General features: G+C 54.4%; 19 protein-coding genes and 5 pseudogenes. 13 read left to right on the forward strand and 11 right to left on the reverse strand.

What is annotated here, in order from left to right; translation table 11 throughout:
• Positions 1 to 87 precede the first annotated feature (87 nt).
• Positions 88 to 405, forward strand: coding sequence for a response regulator (locus tag FHC52_RS21725; protein ID WP_259280438.1), 318 nt, complete (start codon positions 88 to 90; stop codon positions 403 to 405).
• A 6-nt stretch (positions 406 to 411) separates the two neighbouring features.
• On the opposite strand, the gene merR is transcribed toward FHC52_RS21725, so the two are convergent.
• The gene (gene merR / locus FHC52_RS21730; protein ID WP_001166628.1) at positions 412 to 867 is read right to left on the reverse strand and encodes an Hg(II)-responsive transcriptional regulator; all 456 of its coding nucleotides are present in this window, start codon (positions 865 to 867) and stop codon (positions 412 to 414) included.
• A 71-nt stretch (positions 868 to 938) separates the two neighbouring features.
• On the opposite strand from merR, the gene merT reads away from it, so the two are divergent.
• The 9 genes and pseudogenes from merT to FHC52_RS21775 all read left to right on the forward strand — a co-directional run bounded on the left by merT (position 939) and on the right by FHC52_RS21775 (position 6,127).
• On the forward strand, positions 939 to 1,289 hold the full coding sequence (gene merT / locus FHC52_RS21735; protein WP_031623830.1) for a mercuric ion transporter MerT: 351 nt from the start codon (positions 939 to 941) through the stop codon (positions 1,287 to 1,289).
• Between the two features lie 15 nt (positions 1,290 to 1,304).
• Positions 1,305 to 1,580, forward strand: a complete 276-nt coding sequence (gene merP / locus FHC52_RS21740; protein WP_061676261.1) for a mercury resistance system periplasmic binding protein MerP — start codon at positions 1,305 to 1,307, stop codon at positions 1,578 to 1,580.
• A gap of 27 nt (positions 1,581 to 1,607) precedes the next feature.
• A complete protein-coding gene (gene merC, locus FHC52_RS21745) occupies positions 1,608 to 2,033 on the forward strand; it encodes an organomercurial transporter MerC (RefSeq protein WP_000522996.1) in 426 nt (141 codons plus the stop codon).
• Positions 2,034 to 2,071: 38 nt separating this feature from the next.
• Positions 2,072 to 3,757, forward strand: a complete 1,686-nt coding sequence (merA, locus tag FHC52_RS21750; RefSeq protein ID WP_000209296.1) for a mercury(II) reductase — start codon at positions 2,072 to 2,074, stop codon at positions 3,755 to 3,757.
• Between the two features lie 17 nt (positions 3,758 to 3,774).
• On the forward strand, positions 3,775 to 4,140 hold the full coding sequence (gene merD, locus FHC52_RS21755; protein ID WP_001277466.1) for a mercury resistance co-regulator MerD: 366 nt from the start codon (positions 3,775 to 3,777) through the stop codon (positions 4,138 to 4,140).
• Positions 4,137 to 4,373 (forward strand): broad-spectrum mercury transporter MerE, encoded by a 237-nt coding sequence (gene merE / locus FHC52_RS21760; protein ID WP_001087807.1) that lies wholly within the window; start codon positions 4,137 to 4,139, stop codon positions 4,371 to 4,373. The genes merD and merE overlap by 4 nt, the downstream gene beginning before the upstream one ends.
• Before the next feature lie 65 nt (positions 4,374 to 4,438).
• Positions 4,439 to 4,648, forward strand: a pseudogene (locus FHC52_RS21765) (DUF3330 domain-containing protein); the annotation flags it as partial.
• Positions 4,646 to 5,044: pseudogene (locus FHC52_RS21770) on the forward strand (Tn3 family transposase); the annotation flags it as partial. The pseudogenes FHC52_RS21765 and FHC52_RS21770, both read left to right, overlap by 3 nt.
• 78 nt (positions 5,045 to 5,122) lie before the next feature.
• Positions 5,123 to 6,127, forward strand: coding sequence for an IS110-like element IS4321 family transposase (locus tag FHC52_RS21775; protein ID WP_061676226.1), 1,005 nt, complete (start codon positions 5,123 to 5,125; stop codon positions 6,125 to 6,127).
• A 255-nt stretch (positions 6,128 to 6,382) separates the two neighbouring features.
• Here the strand turns inward: FHC52_RS21775 and FHC52_RS21780 are convergent.
• A pseudogene (locus FHC52_RS21780) lies at positions 6,383 to 6,879 on the reverse strand (IS1 family transposase); the annotation flags it as partial.
• A gap of 393 nt (positions 6,880 to 7,272) precedes the next feature.
• Here FHC52_RS21780 and FHC52_RS21785 point away from each other — a divergent pair.
• Together FHC52_RS21785 and FHC52_RS21790 are read left to right on the forward strand one after the other, a co-directional pair.
• Positions 7,273 to 8,301, forward strand: a complete 1,029-nt coding sequence (locus FHC52_RS21785; RefSeq protein WP_039002937.1) for a tyrosine-type recombinase/integrase — start codon at positions 7,273 to 7,275, stop codon at positions 8,299 to 8,301.
• Positions 8,302 to 8,528: 227 nt separating this feature from the next.
• Positions 8,529 to 8,774, forward strand: coding sequence for a transcriptional regulator (locus FHC52_RS21790; RefSeq protein WP_071592200.1), 246 nt, complete (start codon positions 8,529 to 8,531; stop codon positions 8,772 to 8,774).
• A gap of 78 nt (positions 8,775 to 8,852) precedes the next feature.
• On the opposite strand, the gene FHC52_RS22855 is transcribed toward FHC52_RS21790, so the two are convergent.
• The 5 genes and pseudogenes from FHC52_RS22855 to FHC52_RS21815 form a co-directional block, all read right to left on the reverse strand.
• Positions 8,853 to 8,999, reverse strand: a complete 147-nt coding sequence (locus FHC52_RS22855; protein ID WP_248180799.1) for a hypothetical protein — start codon at positions 8,997 to 8,999, stop codon at positions 8,853 to 8,855.
• 83 nt (positions 9,000 to 9,082) lie between these two features.
• Positions 9,083 to 10,051 carry an IS5-like element IS903B family transposase gene (locus FHC52_RS21800; protein ID WP_031942297.1) on the reverse strand — a complete coding sequence of 323 codons (969 nt, stop codon included), beginning with the start codon at positions 10,049 to 10,051 and terminating at the stop codon, positions 9,083 to 9,085.
• Positions 10,052 to 10,084: 33 nt separating this feature from the next.
• Positions 10,085 to 10,222: pseudogene (locus tag FHC52_RS21805) on the reverse strand (sugar dehydrogenase); the annotation flags it as partial.
• 65 nt (positions 10,223 to 10,287) lie between these two features.
• Positions 10,288 to 10,989: a DsbA family oxidoreductase gene (locus tag FHC52_RS21810; RefSeq protein ID WP_008502228.1), complete on the reverse strand. Its 702-nt coding sequence runs from the start codon at positions 10,987 to 10,989 to the stop codon at positions 10,288 to 10,290.
• Between the two features lie 65 nt (positions 10,990 to 11,054).
• Positions 11,055 to 12,161 (reverse strand): alkene reductase, encoded by a 1,107-nt coding sequence (locus FHC52_RS21815; RefSeq protein ID WP_006687059.1) that lies wholly within the window; start codon positions 12,159 to 12,161, stop codon positions 11,055 to 11,057.
• Between the two features lie 212 nt (positions 12,162 to 12,373).
• Here FHC52_RS21815 and FHC52_RS21820 point away from each other — a divergent pair, with 212 nt between their 5' ends.
• Positions 12,374 to 12,703, forward strand: a complete 330-nt coding sequence (locus tag FHC52_RS21820; RefSeq protein ID WP_008502229.1) for a co-chaperone YbbN — start codon at positions 12,374 to 12,376, stop codon at positions 12,701 to 12,703.
• A 29-nt stretch (positions 12,704 to 12,732) separates the two neighbouring features.
• Here FHC52_RS21820 and FHC52_RS21825 read toward each other — a convergent pair whose 3' ends face one another.
• The 4 genes and pseudogenes from FHC52_RS21825 to FHC52_RS21840 all read right to left on the reverse strand — a co-directional run.
• Complete coding sequence (locus tag FHC52_RS21825) at positions 12,733 to 13,071, reverse strand: carboxymuconolactone decarboxylase family protein (protein ID WP_000888080.1); 339 nt, start codon at positions 13,069 to 13,071, stop codon at positions 12,733 to 12,735.
• A 4-nt stretch (positions 13,072 to 13,075) separates the two neighbouring features.
• On the reverse strand, positions 13,076 to 13,657 hold the full coding sequence (locus FHC52_RS21830; protein ID WP_008502230.1) for a TetR/AcrR family transcriptional regulator: 582 nt from the start codon (positions 13,655 to 13,657) through the stop codon (positions 13,076 to 13,078).
• 141 nt (positions 13,658 to 13,798) lie between these two features.
• The gene (locus FHC52_RS21835) at positions 13,799 to 14,356 is read right to left on the reverse strand and encodes an OsmC family protein (protein WP_061676271.1); all 558 of its coding nucleotides are present in this window, start codon (positions 14,354 to 14,356) and stop codon (positions 13,799 to 13,801) included.
• Between the two features lie 184 nt (positions 14,357 to 14,540).
• Positions 14,541 to 14,969, reverse strand: a pseudogene (locus FHC52_RS21840) (recombinase family protein); the annotation flags it as partial.
• Between the last annotated feature and the right edge of the window lie 99 nt (positions 14,970 to 15,068).

The raw sequence follows: 15,068 nt of genomic DNA on the forward strand, positions 1-15,068 counted from the left end.
ATGAAAATCACCCGCATAGTGCGCTGGGATATCACTCTCCGAGAGAATACCGGCGGCAGCGGGCATCGTTAACTTAAGATACAAAAGCTGTCCGGAAATGGCGGGTCAAGATCAGCTACAACCTCGCCTGAACGAGCCCTGGAAAAGCTTCTGCGTAAACCTTATGACGTTGTCCTGAGTGATTTACAAATGCCAGGCATGACAGGTGATGAGCTGTATGCAACTGTTAGTAGCAGTCAGAATCCTAATCGATCCACGCCTTTCATATTCATCAGCGCATACAGTGATGCACACTCTATCGGACAGGCTCCTTTGTTAACTAAACCTGTCAGATTAAAAGATATAAACCTTAAAATAAATGAGGTTATGTCAAATCAAGGGGTCGTCTCAGAATTCGGAAAATAAAGCACGCTAAGGCGTAGTCACCCCGTGACTCCCCCGCGCCGATGCAGCGAGCTTCGTTCCGTCTTGCAGTGACGCAATCAGCGGGCAGGAAACGTTCCCTTTCCGCGCATGGCAGGCGCACACCAGTTCAGACAGCACGGCCTCCATGCGTGCCAAGTCGGCCATCTTCTCGCGCACATCCTTGAGCTTGTGCTCGGCCAGGCCGCTGGCTTCCTCGCAATGGGTGCCATCCTCCAGCCGCAGTAGCTCGGCGATTTCGTCCAGGCTAAAGCCCAGCCGCTGGGCCGATTTCACGAACCGCACTCGTGTTACATCCGCCTCGCCATAGCGGCGAATGCTGCCATAGGGCTTGTCTGGCTCCGGCAGCAGGCCCTTGCGCTGGTAGAACCGGATGGTCTCCACATTGACCCCGGCCGCCTTGGCAAAAACGCCAATGGTCAGATTCTCAAAATTAATTTGCATATCGCTTGACTCCGTACATAACTACGGAAGTAAGCTTAAGCTATCCAAACCAAATTTGAAAGGACAAGCGTATGTCTGAACCACAAAACGGGCGCGGCGCGCTCTTCGCCGGTGGGCTGGCCGCCATTCTTGCGTCGGCCTGCTGCCTGGGGCCGCTGGTTTTGATCGCCTTGGGGTTCAGCGGGGCATGGATCGGCAACCTGACGGTGCTGGAACCCTATCGCCCGATCTTCATCGGCGCAGCGCTGGTCGCGCTGTTTTTCGCCTGGCGGCGCATCTACCGCCCGGCGCAAGCCTGCAAACCGGGTGAGGTCTGCGCGATTCCCCAAGTGCGAGCTACTTACAAGCTCATTTTCTGGATCGTGGCCGCGCTGGTCCTGGTCTCGCTCGGATTTCCCTACGTCATGCCATTTTTCTATTAATCACAGGAGTTCATCATGAAAAAACTGTTTGCCGCCCTCGCCCTCGCTGCCGTTGTTGCCCCCGTGTGGGCCGCCACCCAGACCGTCACGCTGTCCGTGCCTGGCATGACCTGCGCCTCTTGCCCGATCACTGTCAAGCACGCGCTTTCCAAGGTTGAGGGCGTGAGCAAGACCGACGTAAGTTTCGACAAGCGCCAGGCCGTCGTCAACTTCGACGATGCCAAGACCAACGTCCAGAAGTTGACCAAGGCGACCGAGGACGCGGGCTATCCGTCCAGCCTCAAACGCTGATCCGTTAACCGAACTCGGGAGCGACACATGGGACTCATCACGCGCATCGCTGGCAAAACCGGCGCGCTCGGCAGCGTCGTTTCCGCGATGGGCTGCGCCGCCTGTTTTCCTGCCATCGCCAGCTTTGGCGCGGCCATCGGACTGGGCTTCTTGAGCCAGTACGAGGGGCTATTCATTGGCATCCTGCTGCCGATGTTCGCCGGCATCGCGTTACTCGCCAATGCTATCGCTTGGCTCAATCATCGACAGTGGCGACGCACGGCGCTCGGCACGATAGGCCCGATCTTGGTGCTGGCAGCGGTGTTTTTAATGCGGGCTTACGGCTGGCAGAGCGGTGGACTGCTCTATGTCGGCCTGGCCTTGATGGTTGGGGTGTCGGTCTGGGATTTCATCTCGCCAGCACATCGCCGCTGCGGGCCGGACAGCTGTGAATTGCCAGAACAACGTGGCTGACGGCAACAGCCGTAGCCACCACAGAAAAGGAAAAATACATGACCACCCTGAAAATCACCGGGATGACCTGCGACTCGTGCGCGGCTCACGTCAAGGAAGCCTTGGAGAAAGTGCCCGGCGTGCAATCGGCGCTGGTGTCCTATCCGAAGGGCACAGCGCAACTCGCCATTGAGGCGGGCACGTCATCGGATGCGCTGACTACCGCCGTGGCCGGACTGGGCTACGAGGCAACGCTTGCCGATGCGCCACCGACGGACAACCGCGCCGGCCTGCTCGACAAGATGCGCGGCTGGATAGGGGCCGCTGATAAGCCCAGTGGCAACGAACGCCCGTTGCAGGTCGTCGTCATTGGTAGCGGTGGAGCCGCGATGGCGGCAGCACTGAAGGCCGTCGAGCAAGGCGCGCAGGTCACGCTGATTGAGCGCGGCACCATCGGCGGCACCTGCGTCAACGTCGGTTGTGTGCCGTCCAAGATCATGATCCGCGCCGCCCACATCGCCCATCTGCGCCGGGAAAGCCCATTCGACGGCGGCATGCCACCCACACCGCCGACGATCTTGCGCGAGCGGCTGCTGGCCCAGCAGCAGGCCCGTGTCGAAGAACTCCGTCATGCCAAGTACGAAGGCATCCTGGACGGCAATTCAGCCATCACCGTTCTGCACGGTGAAGCGCGTTTCAAGGACGACCAGAGCCTTATCGTTAGTTTGAACGAGGGTGGCGAGCGCGTCGTGATGTTCGACCGCTGCCTGGTCGCCACGGGTGCCAGCCCGGCGGTCCCGCCGATTCCGGGCTTGAAAGAGTCACCCTACTGGACTTCCACCGAGGCCCTGGCGAGCGACACCATTCCCGAACGCCTTGCCGTAATCGGCTCGTCGGTGGTGGCGCTGGAGCTGGCGCAAGCCTTTGCCCGGCTGGGCAGCAAGGTCACGGCCCTGGCGCGCAATACCTTGTTCTTCCGTGAAGACCCGGCCATCGGCGAGGCGGTGACAGCCGCTTTCCGTGCCGAGGGCATCGAGGTGCTGGAGCACACGCAAGCCAGCCAGGTCGCCCATATGGACGGTGAATTCGTGCTGACCACCACGCACGGTGAATTGCGCGCCGACAAGCTGCTGGTCGCCACCGGCCGGACACCGAACACGCGCAGCCTGGCATTGGAAGCGGCGGGGGTAGCCGTCAATGCGCAGGGGGCCATCGTCATCGACAAGGGCATGCGCACCAGTAGCCCGAACATCTACGCGGCCGGCGACTGCACCGACCAGCCGCAGTTCGTCTATGTGGCGGCAGCGGCCGGCACTCGTGCGGCGATCAACATGACTGGCGGCGATGCGGCCCTGGACCTGACCGCAATGCCGGCCGTGGTGTTCACCGACCCGCAGGTCGCCACCGTGGGCTACAGCGAGGCGGAAGCACATCACGACGGGATCGAGACCGACAGTCGCCTGCTAACACTGGATAACGTGCCGCGTGCGCTTGCCAACTTCGACACACGCGGCTTCATCAAGCTGGTCATCGAGGAAGGTAGCGGACGGCTCATCGGCGTGCAAGCGGTGGCCCCGGAAGCGGGTGAACTGATCCAGACGGCGGTGCTCGCCATTCGCAACCGTATGACCGTGCAGGAACTGGCCGACCAATTGTTCCCCTACCTGACCATGGTCGAAGGGCTGAAGCTCGCGGCGCAGACCTTCAGCAAGGACGTGAAGCAGCTTTCGTGCTGCGCCGGATGAGGAAAAGGAGGTGTTCAATGAGCGCCTACACAGTGTCCCGGCTGGCCCTTGATGCCGGGGTGAGCGTGCATATCGTGCGCGACTACCTGCTGCGCGGATTGCTACGGCCGGTCGCGTACACCACGGGCGGCTACGGCTTGTTCGATGACACCGCGTTGCAACGGCTGCGCTTTGTACGGGCTGCCTTCGAAGCGGGTATCGGCCTGGACGCACTGGCGCGGCTGTGCCGGGCGCTGGATGCTGCGGACGGTGACGGTGCGTCTGCGCAGCTTGCCGTGTTGCGGCAACTCGTCGAGCGTCGGCGCGAGGCCCTGGCCAGCCTCGAAATGCAACTGGCCGCCATGCCAACCGAACCGGCACAGCACGCGGAGAGTCTGCCATGAACAGCCCAGAGCACTTGCCGTCTGAGACGCACAAACCGATCACCGGCTACTTGTGGGGCGCGCTGGCCGTGCTCACCTGTCCCTGCCATTTGCCGATTCTCGCCATTGTGCTAGCCGGCACGACGGCCGGCGCGTTCATCGGGGAGCACTGGGGTATTGCAGCCCTCACGCTGACCGGCTTGTTTGTCCTGTCTGTGACGCGGCTGCTGCGGGCCTTCAAGGGAAGATCATGACCGCTTCCCAGCCAGCCGAGAGTGGGCAGCTTTGAGCTTCGCTACCAATCTGGAGGAGTACCACCATGAACGCAAACGCCCCGAACACTGCCAGTTGCACCACCTGCTGCGAATGCTGCAAAGAAATTCCGCTCGATGCCGCCTTCACCCCGGAAGGCGCGGAATACGTCGAACATTTCTGCGGGCTGGATTGCTATGAACGCTTCCAGGCACGCGCCAAGGCCGCGACAGAATCTGACATTGCGCCTGTCCCTGGCGGTTCGCAGCCGTCAGAGCGCACGCTGTTCATTTTGGATTGGCTGCAAAGCGTGGAGCTGCGCCGCCGCGTCCATGCGGGGCTGAATAAGGGCGAGGCGCGCAACGCGCTGGCCAGGGCGGTCTTCTTCTACCGATTGGGTGAAATCCGCGACCGCAGTTTTGAGCAGCAGCGCTACCGGGCCAGCGGCCTCAATCTGGTGACGGCGGCCATCGTGTTGTGGAACACGGTATATCTGGAGCGTGCCACCAGTGCTTTGCGTGGCAACGGCACGGCGCTGGACGACACATTGTTGCAATATCTGTCGCCGCTGGGGTGGGAGCACATCAACCTGACCGGCGATTACCTATGGCGCAGCAGCGCCAAGGTCGGTGCGGGGAAGTTTAGGCCATTGCGACCGCTGCCACCGGCTTAGCGTGCTTTATTTAATGAGATGGTCACTCCCTCCTTCCCGGTACTATGCTGAGGACAGGCTTTCATTCGGAGAACTATCATGGAAAACATTGCGCTCATTGGTATCGATCTGGGTAAAAACTCTTTCCATATTCATTGCCAGGATCGTCGCGGGAAGGCTGTTTACCGTAAAAAATTTACCCGGCCAAAGTTGATCGAATTTTTGGCGACATGCCCCGCTACAACCATCGCAATGGAAGCCTGTGGCGGTTCTCACTTTATGGCACGCAAGTTGGAAGAGTTGGGGCATTCCCCAAAGCTGATATCACCACAATTTGTCCGCCCGTTCGTTAAAAGCAATAAAAACGACTTTGTCGACGCCGAAGCTATTTGTGAAGCTGCATCGCGTCCGTCTATGCGTTTTGTGCAGCCCAGAACGGAATCTCAGCAGGCAATGCGGGCTCTGCATCGTGTCCGTGAATCCCTGGTTCAGGATAAGGTAAAAACAACCAATCAAATGCATGCTTTTCTGCTGGAATTTGGCATTAGCGTTCCCCGAGGAGCTGCCGTTATTAGCCGACTGAGTACCCTTCTTGAGGATAATAGTTTGCCTCTTTACCTCAGCCAGTTATTGCTGAAATTACAACAGCATTATCACTATCTTGTTGAGCAGATTAAAGATTTGGAATCCCAGTTGAAACGAAAGTTGGACGAAGATGAGGTTGGACAGCGCTTGCTGAGCATTCCCTGCGTCGGAATACTGACAGCGAGTACTATTTCAACTGAGATTGGCGACGGGAAGCAGTACGCCAGCAGCCGTGACTTTGCGGCGGCAACAGGGCTTGTACCTCGGCAGTACAGCACGGGAGGTAGGACGACATTGCTGGGAATTAGTAAGCGAGGTAATAAAAAGATCCGAACTTTGTTGGTTCAATGTGCCAGGGTATTCATACAAAAACTGGAACACCAGTCTGGCAAATTGGCCGATTGGGTCAGGGATTTACTGTGCCGGAAAAGCAACTTTGTCGTCACTTGTGCTCTGGCAAACAAGCTGGCCAGAATAGCCTGGGCCCTAACGGCACGACAGCAAACTTATGTAGCATAACGGCAGAAATACACCGGTTTAAAGAATTACTGATCTGGTTTTGCGAATACTGATATTGATGATACTAACGGCCCACCGGCCTGTTGAGGAACCTGTAAAACGGAAAGGCTCATTGAAGCCGTATATTTTCTGGAGGTTCATCAGGCGCGGAACTCATCAAGGCGCGGGAATAAAATCCCATTCAGACGCCGGATAGATTCAAGCAAGCCAACTTGTCGTCAAAATCGGTGTTGCAAAAACGGGAGTGACCATAGATTCCGTTTTCCAAGCGGACCCCTCAAAGGCCGACAGCAGGCTCAGAAGACGCCCCAGCGTCGCCATCGTGCGTTCACCGAATACGTGCGCCACAACCGTCTTCCGGAGCCTGTCATACGCGTAAAACAGCCAGCGCTGGCGCGATTTAGCCCCGACGTATCCCCACTGTTCGTCCATTTCAGCGCAGACAATCACATCACCGCCCGGTTGTATGCGCGAGGTTACCGACTGCGGCCTGAGTTTTTTAAGTGACGTAAAACCGTGTTGAGGCCAACGCCCATAATGCGTGCACTGGCGCGACATCCGACGCCATTCATGGCCATATCAATGATTTTCTGGTGCGTACCGGGCTGAGAGGCGGTGTAAGTGAACTGTAGTTGCCATGTTTTACGGCAGTGAGAGCAGAGATAGCGCTGATGTCCGGCGGTGCTTTTGCCGTTACGCACCACCCCGTCAGTAGCTGAACAGGAGGGACAGCTGATAGAAACAGAAGCCACTGGAGCACCTCAAAAACACCATCATACACTAAATCAGTAAGTTGGCAGCATCACCCAACACAATGAGTAAAGGATCAACTTATAGTTTATTGTCAATTTATTTAGAAAACCTTCTTCAAAACCCTGGATTTACGCTGCTAAATCCCGCTTATCAAACGGTTTCTTTTTTGTTCACTTGATCCATTGTATCAAAAAAAATCTTCCCCTTCTAACTTTAAATAATTAGTATTATTTAAAGTTAGTATATGATACTGATCAAATGAACAGTATTGACAGGCTCAAAAAGTCATGGTTCGAATCAAGGGCTTAAATTTTAAATTCTCACGGATAACTAGCCTGTCATTTTTTGTTTTTTCGCGTAGCGACACCAATTTATAGAGGTGAAATGATTACATGAGTAAACTTATTATCCCCGGTAATTCTGGCATGTTTCTTCGTGATATTGGTGCTGAGTACCAGGAAGCCGCCAAAAATTTCATGCAGTTCCTTAATGACCAGGGTGCTTACTCACCTAATACACTGCGCGATCTGCGCCTGGTCTTTCACTCCTGGGCGCGTTGGTGTCACGCTCGTGGTCTTGCGTGGTTTCCGATCTCCCCGGAAGCTGCCCGCGAATACCTGCTTCAACTGCATGATGCGGATCTGGCTTCAACCACCATTGAAAAGCATTACGCCATGCTCAATATGCTTTTGTCACAATGCGGACTGCCGCAACTATCTGATGACAAAAGCGTATCCCTGGCGATGCGGCGCATCCGGCGCGAAGCTGCAACCGAAAAAGGCGAACGCACAGGCCAGGCAGTGCCCCTGCGCTGGGATGACCTGAAACTTCTCGACGTGCTGCTCTCCCGCTCTGACAGGCTGGTGGATCTGCGCAACCGGGCTTTTCTGTTCCTGGCCTACAATACCCTGTTGCGTATGGCTGAAATGTCCCGCGTGCGTGTTCGCGATCTGGAACAGACTGGTGACACTGTAACGCTTCACGTATCCCACACCAAAACCATCACGACCGCCGCCGGACTTGATAAGGTGCTCTCCCGCCGGACAACTGCGGTTCTCAATGACTGGCTGGACGCGTCCGGACTACGTGATCACCCGGATGCGATACTTTTCCCGCCAGTACACCGGAGCAACAAAGCGCGGATCACTACCACGCCACTAACCGCGCCCGCGATGGAGAAGATTTTCAGTGACGCCTGGGCGCTGCTGGGTAAGAGTGATGCCACCCCCAATAAAGGCCGTTACCGGACGTGGACAGGCCACAGTGCGCGTGTTGGTGCTGCCATAGATATGGCTGAAAAACAGGTGTCTATGGTTGAAATTATGCAGGAAGGTACATGGAAGAAGCCCGAAACACTGATGCGTTATCTTCGCCGTGGCGGTGTGACAGTAGGTGCCAATAGCCGCCTCATGGATTCATGAGATTAAATTTCTAACACCCTTTTTTAACACTGCATTTTACTGTAAAGTACGCCTGTTTTTTCTGGGGGTGCTTTGCAGAGTCGTATCACGGAATCAAGGCGTTTCACGGTTGACGGTTACACCGTAACCTTTGCTGCTGGCGTTAAGCGCGGCGAAGCTGTCGTGGTGTTCGGAATCATGACAGGGCTTGAGACCGTACCTGTACTTACCCTCGAAAAGAAATGGGGATGTTTCAGGCCATTCACCATCCATTGCCAGAAAGTCCGAAGGAAAACCTGTCACTGCATACTGCCAGACAGAAGATTAAAGATGGTTACGCAACGGTATGTCGTCGTTCTTCCTGGCATGAAGATGTATGGGTGTGGCCTGAATGCGGATCAAGGAAAAACTGGCGAACTATTCGTGACGGAAAAATCCATGCTATTGACTTAACACCAGAAGACGTGGTTGCTATAAACTGGATTGTTAGTTAATTGAAACCGCCCCGGCACCGCCGGGGCTTTGACTGTCAAACATACGAACTAACAGTCTAATGAATAACGTGAAAATGCTTAAAGCTCGCCTGATCGCTGCTTTTCAAGCACAGATTTAACATTTGGCGCTTTCCCTTTAAAAGAGTGGAAAGCGCCACATTTTTCTGTCTTCACCTCACGCAGGGCTTCGCCATCGGCGTTCTGCCATTGATGGGATAATGTCATTTCACCGCGTGAAGGAACATCCAACGAGGCTTTGTTGAATAAATCAGATTTCGGGTAAGTCTCCCCCGTAGTGGGTTGTGTTTTCAGGCAATACGCACGCTTTCAGGCATACCTGCTTTCGTCATTTTGTTCAGCGCTCGTACCAGGGCCATAGCCTCCGCAACCTGACCATCGTAGTCACGCAGCGTCAGTGAACCCCCGAACAGCTGTTTTACCCGGTACATCGCCGTTTCCGCTATCGAGCGACGGTTGTAATCTGTTGTCCATTTCCACCGCGCATTACTCCCGGTCATTCGCTGATTAGCCACTGCACGGTTACGGTCTGCATATTCACCGGGCCAGTAACCCGCACCTTTTCGGGGAGGGATAAGCGCGCTGATTTTCTTACGCCGCAGTTCATCGTGACATAGCCGGGTATCGTAAGCGCCATCGGCGGCGGCTGACCTGATTTTCCGGTGGGTTTGCCGGATTAACCCGGGGAAGGCCTCTGAGTCCGTAACATTGTTCAGCGACAGGTCAGCGCAGATGATTTCATGTGTTTTACTGTCAACGGCGAGATGCAGCTTACGCCAGATACGGCGGCGTTCCTGGCCATGCTTTTTGACTTTCCACTCGCCTTCACCGAAGACCTTCAGCCCGGTGGAATCAATTACCAGGTGTGCGATTTCACCCCGGGTGGACGTTTTGAAACTGACATTAACCGACTTTGCCCGCCTGCTGACACAGCTGTAATCCGGGCAGCGTAGCGGAACGTTCATCAGAGAAAAAATGGAATCAATAAAGCCCTGCGCAGCGCGCAGGGTCAGCCTGAATACGCGTTTAATGACCAGCACAGTCGTGATGGCAAGGTCAGAATAGCGCTGAGGTCTGCCTCGTGAAGAAGGTGTTGCTGACTCATACCAGGCCTGAATAGCTTCATCATCCAGCCAGAAAGTTATGGAGCCACGGTTGATGAGGGCTTTATTGTAGGTGGGCCAGTTGGTGATTTTGAACTTTTGCTTTGCCACGGAACGGTCTGCGTTGTCGGGAAGATGCGTGATCTGATCCTTCAACTCAGCAAAAGTTCGATTTATTCAACAAAGCCCCGCTTCGGCTTTGTCTTTTTTATTCCCGGTCAGCACCACACTGCCGCCCGCTTCCAGTACCATGCGTGCCACGGCGAGACCCATGCCGCTGGTGCCGCCGACGACAAGCAGTTTTTTACCTTTGAAAAATGTATTCATTTTCAGACTCCATTACTGGTGGGTAAGACGTTGCCGGCAGCGTGAAACTGCTGGCGGTTGACGGATTAAATGCTGCAGCCATCCGTTCCGCAGGTCTGACCCGCTGTGGCTGAAAATTCGGTTTGCTGTTCATCCCAGACCTGACGCAGGGCATTCAAAAAGTTGTCTGCCCCCTGAGCCCCGCTGATGGCGTATTTCTCGTTCATCACAAAAACCGGAACGCCGCTGAGGCCAATAGACTGTGCGTGGGCTTCATCGTCGGAAACGGTGGCGCGAAAATCGTCATTTTCCAGAGCGGCTTCGGCGTCAGCTTTCTCCATACCGGCTTCTACGGCCATTGCAACGAGCTGCTGACGGTCAAAGAGAGAGCGACCTTCGGTGATACTGCCGTGATAAAAACGTTCTTCCACCGCGTCCGCAATTCCGGCCTTACGCGCGGCAACCAGCAGGGTGTGTGCATCTTCTGTATCACCAAACATCATGCCGTCAAAGTTGTAGATCAGACCTTCAGATTTACCGGCGGTGCCCACCTGATTCATCATCAGCTCCGCTGAATGCTGACTGCCCAGTTTTTTAACGATGGCATCCTTAAAAGGCATAGCGGGAGTACCACCGGCCAGACGGTAGCTGTGATGACGGATCACCACCTGATCGCGAAATTCAAAGCGATTCAGACCCTGTTCAAATCTTTTCTTAGCAATCCAGCACCACGGGCAGACCAAATCTGACCAGATATCGATGGTGAGGGTGGGTTTCAGCGTTTGCATAATGATTCCTCAAAGACCTTGGGCGGTCGGGTCTCACTTATCAGAGAACCGCGACCGTATGGGATTTATTGCGCCTGCCAGACCGGGTAATCGGTATAGCCTTTTTCCGGGGAACCACTGACGCCGTAGTAGGTGGCGCGGTCACTTTCTGCCAGTGGCCAGCCGTTTTGCATTCTTTCAACCAGATCCGGGTTAGCGATGTAGGGCACACCAAATGCCACCAGATCCAGCTCATCATCTTCCAGAGCCTGCTCTGCGATATCACGGGTGAAACCGCCGGCAGCGATGATGGTGCCTTTAAACGTGTTGCGAAAACGGCGGCGGAATCCTTCCGGAAGTGGCGCTTTGGTGTACACCGGCTGATAGTAAAGGTGTACGTAAGCCAGCTCCCGCTGACCGAGCGCGTCGGTGATGGCTGACCAGGTTTGCTCTTCACCTTCATACGGCGCGAGGTCATAAATGCGGCCGAACGGTGACAGGCGCACGGCAACGTGGCTGTTACCCACGGCTTCCGCCACGGCGTCAATGGTCTCCAGCAGGAAACGCTGACGATTTTCCACCGAGCCGCCGTATTCGTCGGTGCGGGTGTTCAGTTCGCTACTGAGGAACTGGTCAAAGATGAATCCGTTTGCAGCCATGATTTCCACACCGTCAAAGCCGGCTTCCATCGCCAGGCGTGCGGAGTGCACGAAGTCTGCAGTGATGCGTTTCACTTCATGCGTTTCCAGCGCGCGTGGCTGGCTTGGTACAACCGGGCCCGGTTCTCCGGATTCGGTCAGCGCAAAAACGGTGGTATTGACCGCCTGAACGGTGCCCGCTGAAACCGGCGCTATGTGGCCTGGCTGAAGAGAGACGTGAGACATACGGCCGACGTGCCAGAGCTGCGCGAAAATACGGCCACCTTTGGCGTGAACCGCTTGTGTCACCTTACGCCAGCCCTGGACGTGTTCGTCGTTGTAGATACCAGGGGTATAGAGGTAACCCCGGCCTTCTTCTGAAACCGGCATCCCTTCGGTGATGAGCAGGCCAGCAGAAGCACGCTGTGCATAGTACAAAGCCACGACCTCATCCGGCACGTCATTCATGGTGCGGGTGCGGGTCATCGGTGCCATGACTACACGGTTTTTTAACGCCAGGCCAGACAGATTGTAGGGGGTGAAAAGCTTACTCATCGTATACCTCACAGAAACAAAAAGGAGTATCCCGGCAGGGATTTGCACAACCCGGAAGTATCATCGACCGGACGTCGCGCACTGGAGTTGCATAAACATCTGATGGATGGCAATATACCAACCATCTAGTAGGTAGGTCAACGGGTGTGCCGTATTTTTTTGTCATAACGCAGCCATTTCTGAATTGTCACTCATTTTGCGAGGTCATCACCATGCGTACATTAACAGCTTATAACGAAGATAATTTCCGCCAGATAGAGCAGTACAAAGGAATATCGGTGGTACGTTTCTCTGCACCCTGGTGTCCGCCCTGTCAGGCCAGCGAAGAAATGTTCAGTCAGTTTGCAGACCGGCTCGATGGAGATATTCAGGTGGGGAAAGTCAATGTAGATCAGGCGCCGGTGCTGACAACCAAATACGAGATCTGGGGGCTGCCGTCTGTGCTGATATTTCATGAAGGGCAATTAGTTAAACGCATACCGGGTGTGAAACCTGCATCGGTATATGCTCAGGCGATTGCGGACATAAAAAAAGGGCAGTAATGCCCTTTTAACGTGGAATTTATTAATGCTTAACCGCGTGCCTGACCGACGGCATCCAGAGTGCGGGCTGAATAAATGACCGCCGCGCCAGCGTTGAGGTTAATCGCCACGCCCAGCGCTTCAGCAATTTCAGCGTCGGTTGCACCGGCTTTCACAGCGGCGTCGGCGTGAAAAGCAATACAGCCGTCGCAGCGGGTTGTGACTGCGCACGCCAGGGCAATGAGTTCACGCACTTTTGCGCCCAAAAGGTCAGTTTTGTTACCTGCGTTGCCCAGGGCAACCACGCCTTTCATGGTCTCGGGGGTCAGTTTGCCCAACTCGCCTAAACGTTGCATTAACTCTGAGCGATAGTTGTTCCAGTCCAGCATAGTGTCATTCTCCTGAATGAGGGGTATTAAGAAGCAGTTTTATATACTTAAGGCTGTTGGCGAAGACTTCGGGTCTGGCCGTTGCATGCGCCACTACGCTTGAGCCTTCACAGACATTAATGATCATCAAAGCAATATCTGATGGTTCGGCATGGGATGAAAACTCACCTGACTCCATGCCCGCCCTGACGACTTTTGTGAGCCACTCGATTTGCATATCGAAATAAAGTGATGTCTGTACAGTAATTGCCTGAGGCAGATTGGCGGTCTCTGCTGACAACGCACAACACAGTGGCAGTAGTGAAGCTTTATGGCTTTGCGCGAAGATATCGATGTAGGCCGCAATTCTTTTCTCCGCGCTTTTCTCAGTAGCCTCTATCTGCTCAAATACGCGTTGCGTATCAGAGAACGCCTGTATTACCACCTGCTCACCCAGAATATCTTTGGTCGGGAAATGGTGATGAATACTGGCCTTGGTGATACCCACTATTTTTGATAAATCAGCATAGCTGAATGCTGAATACCCTTTTTCGCGCATCAGGTGTTCTGCTTCGCTGAGCAGCCGTTCCCGTGTCATGGTTGTCATAATTACTCCATATAATCTACTAGTTGATAGATTATATTGTTGCTATTTTTCCGTAGCAAGTTGTATCACTGACTCAGTATCGTGCAGAGCTGAACGTCACTGCCATCCTGCATTCTGAATGGCAGCATTACATCTCTGACATCACGCCAGGCGTGTAATCATTTCAACCGGATTAGCCAGAGTATCGTGGATTGGCGAATTCTTTTGCATTTCGCTGACCAGCGCTTCTAACTCCTCGCGACTGGCGGTCTTGCTCGTAAGGTGAACATCGACGCGAATAGATTTCGCACCTTTACGCACGTTGCTGTCCAGCCCAAGGAAGCCGTTGAGGTTGATATCGAAATTAAGATCCAGCTCGATACCGTCCAGGTCGATCCCTTTTTCAGCAGCCATCATGGTGAGGGTGGCGGTATAACAGCCAGCCAGCGCCTGCATGATGTATTCAGTCGGGCTCATGCCGGTATCGGTGCCGAGTAAACCTGCGGGTTCATCACCGATAGTAGAAAATTTCCCCACGCGGCTGGTATCGATAACGCCGTTCTGGATTGTGGCGCCGGTCTCTGTGCGAACGGTTAATCCGCCGCTGGAACGGGCTTTCATCTGGAAAGTCAGGTTACCCAGGCCAGGCTGGCTGCGAACTGCTTCACGGGTATTGTGGATCGCAGCTGCGTCTGCAGAAGGTTTAACGGTAGTAGACATAATGGCTCCTGTAATTTCTTGATAAAAGTTATAGCTGGTGTAATCAGTACCAACCATCTAGTTGGTAGGTTAATATCGCGAACCTCTTTTGTCTACTCTTTTATAAAAAATAGGGGGAAAAGAACCCAGAAGGCTGTTTTATTTCATAATAACCATTTGATTTTTTTATAATCTTCCCAGCCGCTCACTCTTGCAGCAATCCAGCCTTTACCCGAAGGATAGTCTGGCGGGTGGTATTAAATTCCCGGGCAATAGCACTGATACTGATGCCAGCATTTAGGCGCTCTGTCACTGTTTGCTTTTGTTCCTCGCTCAGGATGGGAGGGCGACCGAAGCGTTTTCCAGCCGCTTTTGCCCTCGCAATACCTGAATGCGTTCGCTCAAGCAGCAAATCCCGCTCAAACTCCGCTACAGCAGAAATTACCTGCATAGTCATTTTTCCGGCCGGACTGGTCAAGTCAACGCCTCCGAGTGCGAGACAATGAACGCGAATATCTAAAGCCGCCAGTTGCTCTACTGTTTTTCGGATATCCATCGCATTACGACCCAGACGGTCAAGTTTGGTGACAATCAGTACATCCCCATTTTCCATGCGATCTAGGGAAGGTGCGAACAAGTCCCTGATATGAGATCATGTTTGTCATCTGGAGCCATGGAACAGGGTTCATCATGAGTCATCAACTTACCTTCGCCGACAGTGAATTCAGCAGTA

The organism is Enterobacter sp. EC_64, assembly GCF_019584165.1.
GTDB lineage: Bacteria > Pseudomonadota > Gammaproteobacteria > Enterobacterales > Enterobacteriaceae > Enterobacter > Enterobacter roggenkampii.